The 6506-nt window shown below is 73.7% G+C and carries 7 protein-coding genes; 5 read left to right on the top strand and 2 right to left on the bottom strand.

Annotated elements, in window-relative coordinates; all coding sequences use genetic code 11:
* Positions 1 to 169 precede the first annotated feature (169 nt).
* From ACIQOV_RS21325 to ACIQOV_RS21315, 3 genes are all read left to right on the top strand, one after another.
* Positions 170 to 829 (top strand): fasciclin domain-containing protein, encoded by a 660-nt coding sequence (locus tag ACIQOV_RS21325; protein ID WP_401050651.1) that lies wholly within the window; start codon positions 170 to 172, stop codon positions 827 to 829.
* A gap of 176 nt (positions 830 to 1005) precedes the next feature.
* Positions 1006 to 2073 (top strand): tRNA (adenosine(37)-N6)-threonylcarbamoyltransferase complex transferase subunit TsaD, encoded by a 1068-nt coding sequence (gene tsaD / locus ACIQOV_RS21320; RefSeq protein ID WP_401050648.1) that lies wholly within the window; start codon positions 1006 to 1008, stop codon positions 2071 to 2073.
* Positions 2074 to 2308: 235 nt separating this feature from the next.
* Positions 2309 to 2908, top strand: a complete 600-nt coding sequence (locus tag ACIQOV_RS21315) for a class I SAM-dependent methyltransferase (RefSeq protein WP_401050645.1) — start codon at positions 2309 to 2311, stop codon at positions 2906 to 2908.
* Between the two features lie 125 nt (positions 2909 to 3033).
* Here ACIQOV_RS21315 and ACIQOV_RS21310 read toward each other — a convergent pair whose 3' ends face one another.
* A complete protein-coding gene (locus tag ACIQOV_RS21310) occupies positions 3034 to 4296 on the bottom strand; it encodes an APC family permease (protein ID WP_401050642.1) in 1263 nt (420 codons plus the stop codon).
* Positions 4297 to 4697: 401 nt separating this feature from the next.
* On the opposite strand from ACIQOV_RS21310, the gene ACIQOV_RS21305 reads away from it, so the two are divergent.
* Both ACIQOV_RS21305 and ACIQOV_RS21300 read left to right on the top strand, forming a co-directional pair.
* Complete coding sequence (locus tag ACIQOV_RS21305) at positions 4698 to 5339, top strand: nucleotidyltransferase domain-containing protein (RefSeq protein ID WP_401050640.1); 642 nt, start codon at positions 4698 to 4700, stop codon at positions 5337 to 5339.
* Between the two features lie 83 nt (positions 5340 to 5422).
* Positions 5423 to 5935: a hypothetical protein gene (locus tag ACIQOV_RS21300; protein ID WP_401050638.1), complete on the top strand. Its 513-nt coding sequence runs from the start codon at positions 5423 to 5425 to the stop codon at positions 5933 to 5935.
* Here ACIQOV_RS21300 and ACIQOV_RS21295 read toward each other — a convergent pair.
* Positions 5899 to 6506: LysR family transcriptional regulator substrate-binding protein (locus ACIQOV_RS21295; protein ID WP_401050637.1), on the bottom strand; the 608-nt coding region annotated here is incomplete at its 5' end. The two genes, ACIQOV_RS21300 and ACIQOV_RS21295, sit on opposite strands and share 37 nt — an antisense overlap.

The following is a 6506-nucleotide window of genomic DNA, read 5'->3' as shown; positions in this document are numbered from 1 at the left end:
CCCCTACCCGTCCGGCGCCACCGGCTGGCACAGCACCGTCGTCACCGTCACCTGAGAGCCCCGGCCGACCCGCCCGGCCCTCCACCGGACCACCTTCACGTACCCGGCACCGGCCGGGGCGGTCCGCCCGAGGGGCCGACCGCTGCACCCTCACAAGGAGATCACTGCCATGAACGCCACCACCCGCCGCCGCGACACCGTCACCGCCGTCCTCGCCGCGACCGCGCTCGCCTTCGGCCTCGGGGCCTGCGGCAGCGGCTCCGGGTCGCCCTCCACCTCCGTCGCCCCGTCGAAGGCCCCCGCCGCCGCGCCGGCGGCCGGTACCACCGCGTCGGCAGCCGGCGCCGCCATGAGCGACCGGCCGTTCGGCACCGCCTGTGCGGCCGTGCCCAAGGACGGCGCGGGCTCCTTCACCGGCATGGCCAAGGACCCGGTCGCCACCGCCGCCTCCAACAACCCGCTGCTGTCCACCCTGGTGACCGCCGTCAAGCAGGCGGGCCTCGTCGACACCCTCAACTCCGCGCAGAACATCACCGTCTTCGCGCCCACCAACGACGCCTTCGACAAGATTCCCAAGGCCACCCTGGACGCCGCCCTCGCCGACAAGGACACGCTGACCAAGATCCTCACCCACCACGTCGTCCCCCAGCGCCTCGCCCCCACCGCCCTCGCCGGAGGCCACAAGACCCTGGAAACCCACGACCTCACCGTCACCGGCGCCGCCCCCGACTTCACCGTCGACGGCGACGCCAAGGTCCTGTGCGGAAACGTCCAGACCGCCAACGCCACCGTCTACATCGTCGACACCGTCCTGATGCCCGCCTCCTGACGTACCGTTCGCGTCCCGCCGGCGGACCGCTCGATCGCGGGCCGCCGGCGGACCCGGCGGCCCCGGTGGACTTCCTGCGGGACGGACCGGGGAACCGGACCTGCCGGACCAGCGCCTCCAGCCTTATTGCACAATGGTTGCAGTTGCACAGTGATCAGCAATAAGGGGTGCGCGTGATGCCGGACTCGCCGGTGGTGCTGGGGATCGAGTCCTCGTGCGACGAGACCGGCGCCGGTCTCGTCCGCGACGGGGTCCTGCTCGGGCAGGCGGTCGCGTCGAGCATGGACGAGCACGCCCGCTACGGCGGGGTCGTGCCGGAGATCGCCGCCCGCGCCCACGTCCACGCGATGGCCCCCGTGGTCCGCGAGGCCCTCGACCGGGCCGGACTCACCCTCGCCGACGTCGGCGCCGTCGCCGTCACCGCCGGACCCGGCCTGTCCGGCCCGCTCCAGGTCGGGGTCGCGGCCGCCAAGAGCTACGCCTTCTCGCTCGGCGTCCCCCTCTACGGCGTCCACCACCTCGCCGGACACGTCGCCGCCGCCGCCCTGGACGGCGAACCCCTGCCGAACCCGTGCGTCGTACTGATCGTCTCCGGCGGGCACACCTCCCTGCTCCTGGTGCGCGACCTCGCCCGCGACCCGATCGTCCACCTCGGCGACACCCTCGACGACGCCGCCGGCGAATGCTTCGACAAGGTCGCCCGGATCCTCGGCCTGCCCTACCCCGGCGGGCCCGCCATCGACCGCGCCGCCCGCGAGGGCGACCCGAACGCGGTACGCCTCCCCCGCCCGCTCAGCGGGCCCAACGACCCCCCGTACGCGTTCTCCTTCTCCGGCCTCAAGACCGCCGCCGCCCGCTGGGTCGAGGCCCGACGGGCGGCCGGCGCCGAGCCGCACGTCCCGGACGCGGCCGCGGCGCTCCAGGAGGCCATCGCGGACACCCTCACCCGCAAGGCCGTCCGGGCCTGCACCGACCACGGGATCGACACCCTCGTCGTGGTCGGCGGGGTCGCCGCCAACTCCCGCATCCGCGCCCTGACCGAACAACGGTGCGCCGCGGCCGGGATCACCCTGCGGGTGCCGCCGCTGCGCCTGTGCACCGACAACGGCGCGATGATCGCGGCCATCGGCGACCTCCTGGTCCGCTCGGGCGCGGCCCCCTCCCCGATGAACCTCTCGATCGACCCGTCCGCCCCCTTGGAGTACGCGGCACTCTCCCCGCTCGCCCCGCTCCGGGCCGCGTGACGGCCGTCCCGGCGCGGCGGCCGCACCGCGCCGGAGCGCCGGCCCTGCCCGACGTGGTGAGCCGGGAAGGCAGCGCGGCCGGCACCACGACCAGGCTCATCGCAGCCTGCTGGAGCGTTCGACGTTCTTGAGCATGCACGGGCGGGCGTTCAACGGCCATGACCGGTGCCGGCGGTCTCGCCTTAGGATGCGGGACATGGACAGGACCACGCTGCCACACGGAGAGCTCATACCGATGACGACGAGGCGAACCCGCTGGCAGGAGGCGGGGCAGAGCGGGAACTTCGGCAAGCGGTTCGCCGAACTCATCTCCGCGGGCGAGGACGTCGACGGTGAGGCCCGGCTCGCCGACACGCTCCTGCCGCGCGGTGCCCGAGTGCTCGACGCCGGCGCCGGTATGGGGAGGGTGGCCGCCGCGCTCCTGCAGCGGGGGCACGACGTGGTCGCGATCGAGCCCGACGAGGCCCTGGTCCGGCAGGCTCGGGAGACCTACCCCGGGCTGCCGATCGAGGAACGCGACATCCTCGACCTCGGCCCCGACGACGGCCCGTTCGACCTGGTCGTCTGCGTGGGCAACGTCATCGTGTACCTGGCCGAGGGCACGGAACGCAAGGCACTGGGCGCGATGCGCGACGTGCTCGGCGAGAACGGCCGGATCCTGGTCGGCTTCCACCTGCAGGACCCGCCGCCGCACGCCCGGACCTGCACGGCGTCGGAGTTCGAGGCGGACCTGGCCGCCGCCGGACTGCGCGTCGACCTTCGGGCAGGCACCTATCAGCTGCACCCCGCGAACGACGCCTACGGCGTCTGGATCCTGAGCCGCGCCCAGAGTTGACCCCGTCTCCGGAGCCGGCGCTCCGGAGAAGGCGTACCTGGGTCGATCTTGCTGCAGGTGGGGGCGGAACCGGCGGACTCGGCGGATCCTTTCGCGAGGCCGGACCACCGCGACGCCGGACGGGGTCAGGCGCGGGCGATGGCCTTGCGCAGGCAGTAGGCGGCGGCACCGGCCGCGATCACTGCGGCTCCCCACAGGACCGAGGCGGGTGGCAGGGCGAAGGCCAGGAGCACGCAGCCGGCGGCACCGACGACGGGGACGATCCGGGCGGGGCGGCCCTCGGCGGGGGTGAGGGTCCAGGCGGAGGCGTTGGCGATGGCGTAGTAGGCCAGCACGCCGAAGGAGGAGAAACCGATCGCGCCGCGAACGTCCGTGGTGGCGGCCAGGACCGCGACCACCGCACCGACCGCGAGCTCGGCGCGGTGCGGCACGTGGAAGCGCGGGTGGACGGAGGCCAGGGCGCGGGGCAGGTGCCGGTCGCGGGCCATCGCCAGGGTGGTGCGCGAGACCCCGAGGATCAGCGCGAGCAGCGAGCCGAGCGCCGCGACGGCCGCCCCGATGCGCACCACCGGGGCGAGTGCGGGAACGCCGGCGACGCGCACGGCCTCGGTGAGCGGTGCGGTGGTGTGGGCGAGCCGGTCGGGCCCGAGCACGGCGAGCACGGCCACGGCAACGGCGGCGTAGACGACGAGCGCGATGGCGAGCGCGATGGGGATCGCGCGGGGGATGGTTCGCTTCGGGTCGCGGACCTCCTCGCCGAGGGTGGCGATGCGCGCATAGCCGGCGAACGCGAAGAACAGCAGCCCGGCGGCCCGGAGCACCCCGCCGAGGGTCGCGTCCGCGCCGATGGCGAGCCGCGCGCCCTCGACGGCGGGGCCGGTCATGCAGGCGGTGACCACGGAGGCGAGCACCGCCAGGACGACGGCGACGATCCCCCGGGTCAGCCACGCGGACTTCCGCACGCCGACGTAGTTCACCGCGGTCAGCGCCACCACCGCGGCGACCGCGACCGCGTGCGCCTGACCGGGCCACACGTAGGAGCCCACGGTGAGGGCCATCGCCGCGCAGGAGGCGGTCTTGCCGACCACGAAGCCCCAGCCCGCCAGGTAGCCCCAGAACTCCCCGAGCCGCTCACGGCCGTAGACGTAGGTGCCGCCGGACTGCGGGTAGCGGGCGGCCAGCCGGGCGGAGGAGGTGGCGTTGCAGTACGCCACCACCGCGGCCAGGGTGAGGCCCAGCAGAAGACCGGAACCGGCCGCGCCGGCGGCCGGGGCGAGCGCGGCGAAGATCCCCGCGCCGATCATCGACCCGAGCCCGATCACCACGGCGTCGAACACGCCCAGATGGCGCCTCAGCTCCCCGGCCCGGGCGGATGCCGGTGTCCCCATCGCTGGCTCCTCGACCACGGCCTACGGCCATTACGGACTTCGGTACCGGCGCACGCTACAGGAGCAAGGTGTCGAGCGGACTTCCCGGATCGGACCGAAGCGACGGCCTGGCCGCCGCCCGCCCACGGCGAGGTCGGCGGCCGCCCCACCGCGGTCACGATGAGTTCGCGGATGAACTCCGCCAGGGCGGCGAAGACAGGAAGGACGCGCCGGCCGCGGGCGTGGCGGCCCGCGGGGATCGGAACGGCCAGTAGCGGCGGGCGTCCCGCGCGTCCCAACAGATCAGCGGATCGCCGTCGACGACCTCGGCTACGCCGACGACGGGATCATCCACGTCACCGCCCGCCGGCCTCCTGCGTCGAACCGGCCGGGGCCTTCGAGCCCGCTGATAGATTCCTGCGGTGAGCGAGCAACTGCCCGGTGGCGGCATCGAGCTGTCGCCCGACGAGATCGAAGCCCTCGACGCCAGATGGTCGTCCTGCTGGACCCCGAGTGAGGTCGCGCAGCGGTTGGCCGGGATCGGCACACCCTGGTACGTGGCCGCGGGCTGGGCGCTGGACCTGTTCCGCGGCAGGCGGACGCGCGCTCATGGAGACATCGAGATCGCGATTCCGGCCGCGAGCTTCCCCGAGGTCCGCTCCCGCTTCCCCGGGTACGTCTTCGACGCGGCGGGCAGCGGCCGGATCTGGGAGGACGCCGCACCGGAGGTGCTGGCCGCCGTGCACCAGACCTGGCTCCGCGATCCGGTCACCGGAAACTACCTGCTCGACGTGTTCCGCGAACCGCACGACGGCGCCACCTGGATCTGCCGACGCGATGAGAGAATCCGGCTTCCCTACCGCGACATCATCCTCCACACCCGGGACGGCATCCCGTATCTGGCCCCCGAGCTGGTCCTGCTGTTCAAGGCCAAGCATGTCCGCCGAAAGGATCAATCGGACTTCGACGCGACCGTCCCGCACCTGACCCCGGCTCAACGCGGGACCCTGACCGAGCTGCTCGCCCGCGTCCACCCCGGGCATCCCTGGATCGCGGCCCTGTAGCCGACCCTCCACCGTTGGGCTCGCACATCGACTGTCGTCGGCCGCTCATCGGCTCCGCGGCGTCCCGGCTCCCCCGGCCCCGGATGCACCGACCCGATGGTGCGTATCCGGAGCAGGGTTCCGTCGTTGCCCAGACCACGCCGGGCGGTGTCGGCCACGCCGACATCCTCGGTGCGGGCAACGCCGTGTTCGGCAACTCCTGTGTCAACCAGGGCGGCACACAGGCCACCGGCGGCACCGTCGCCAACAGCGGCGTGGAGGACGCGGCGGTGCGGGAGTTGGCGGCTCTGAGCGGGCGCGCGGTGCCGCTGCTGCGGGAGTGGGTGAACGAGTGTCCGCGGCTGGGCGTGGCGCGGCCTGGCAAGGGTGTTGGCACCCGTGAGCGTCCTCGCAGCGGCCGGGCTCGCCGACCGTGCGTCGGCCGCCTGCGCGGGACGCTTCGCTTCGACATGCTGGATGACGTTAGAGCGCGCCGCTGTGAGCAGCCTGAGGACGGCATGAAGGTCTTGCGTCCGAAGGCGGCGATCGGAACGGACAGCAGCCCGGGCGAGGACCCGCGTCATCCACCAGTGGTGGCGCCGGAGTCGGCGTCGTAACGCACCGGCCGGTCGGACAGCTCCGGCCACAGGTCGAGAAAGGCGCGCAACGGCGCGCTCGGCCGGGTGCCCGCTCGCCACACGAACACTTTCCGCAACCTGATGGCGGGCTCCAGCGGCACGACGGCGAAACGCCGGTCGGCGGTGAGGACCGGACTCGCGTGGGAGGTGAGGGCGATACCGATCCGCTCCGCGACCAGCGCGAGTTGGAGGGCGACGTCGTTCGTCGCATAGGCGATGTCCAGCCGCAGGTCCGCTGCGGCGAAGGCCGCACGGATGAACGCGTGCACCCCGCTGTCGGGACCGTAGCTGATGACCGGGCTCCGGGCCGCCTCGTCGAGGGTCATCGGACGGTTCGCGGGCCGGCTTCCGACGGGGAGGACCGCGACGATCCGGTCCTCCAGGAGCACTCGCGAGGCCACGGCGGCGGGTTCGCCGTCCAGCGGTCCCGCGACCACGGCCGCGTCGATCTCCCCGTCGCGGACCTTCGCCAGCAGCGACGGACTCGACGCCCCGATGAGGCTCACCGCGACCCGGGGGTACCGGCGGTGGTACTCCCCCAGCAGCCGGG

This window comes from Kitasatospora sp. NPDC091257 (genome assembly GCF_044757675.1).
Taxonomy (GTDB): Bacteria; Actinomycetota; Actinomycetes; order Streptomycetales; family Streptomycetaceae; genus Kitasatospora; species Kitasatospora lactacystinica.
The sequence above is the reverse complement of the archived record's forward strand: the minus strand, read 5'-3'. Positions and strand labels throughout refer to the sequence as shown.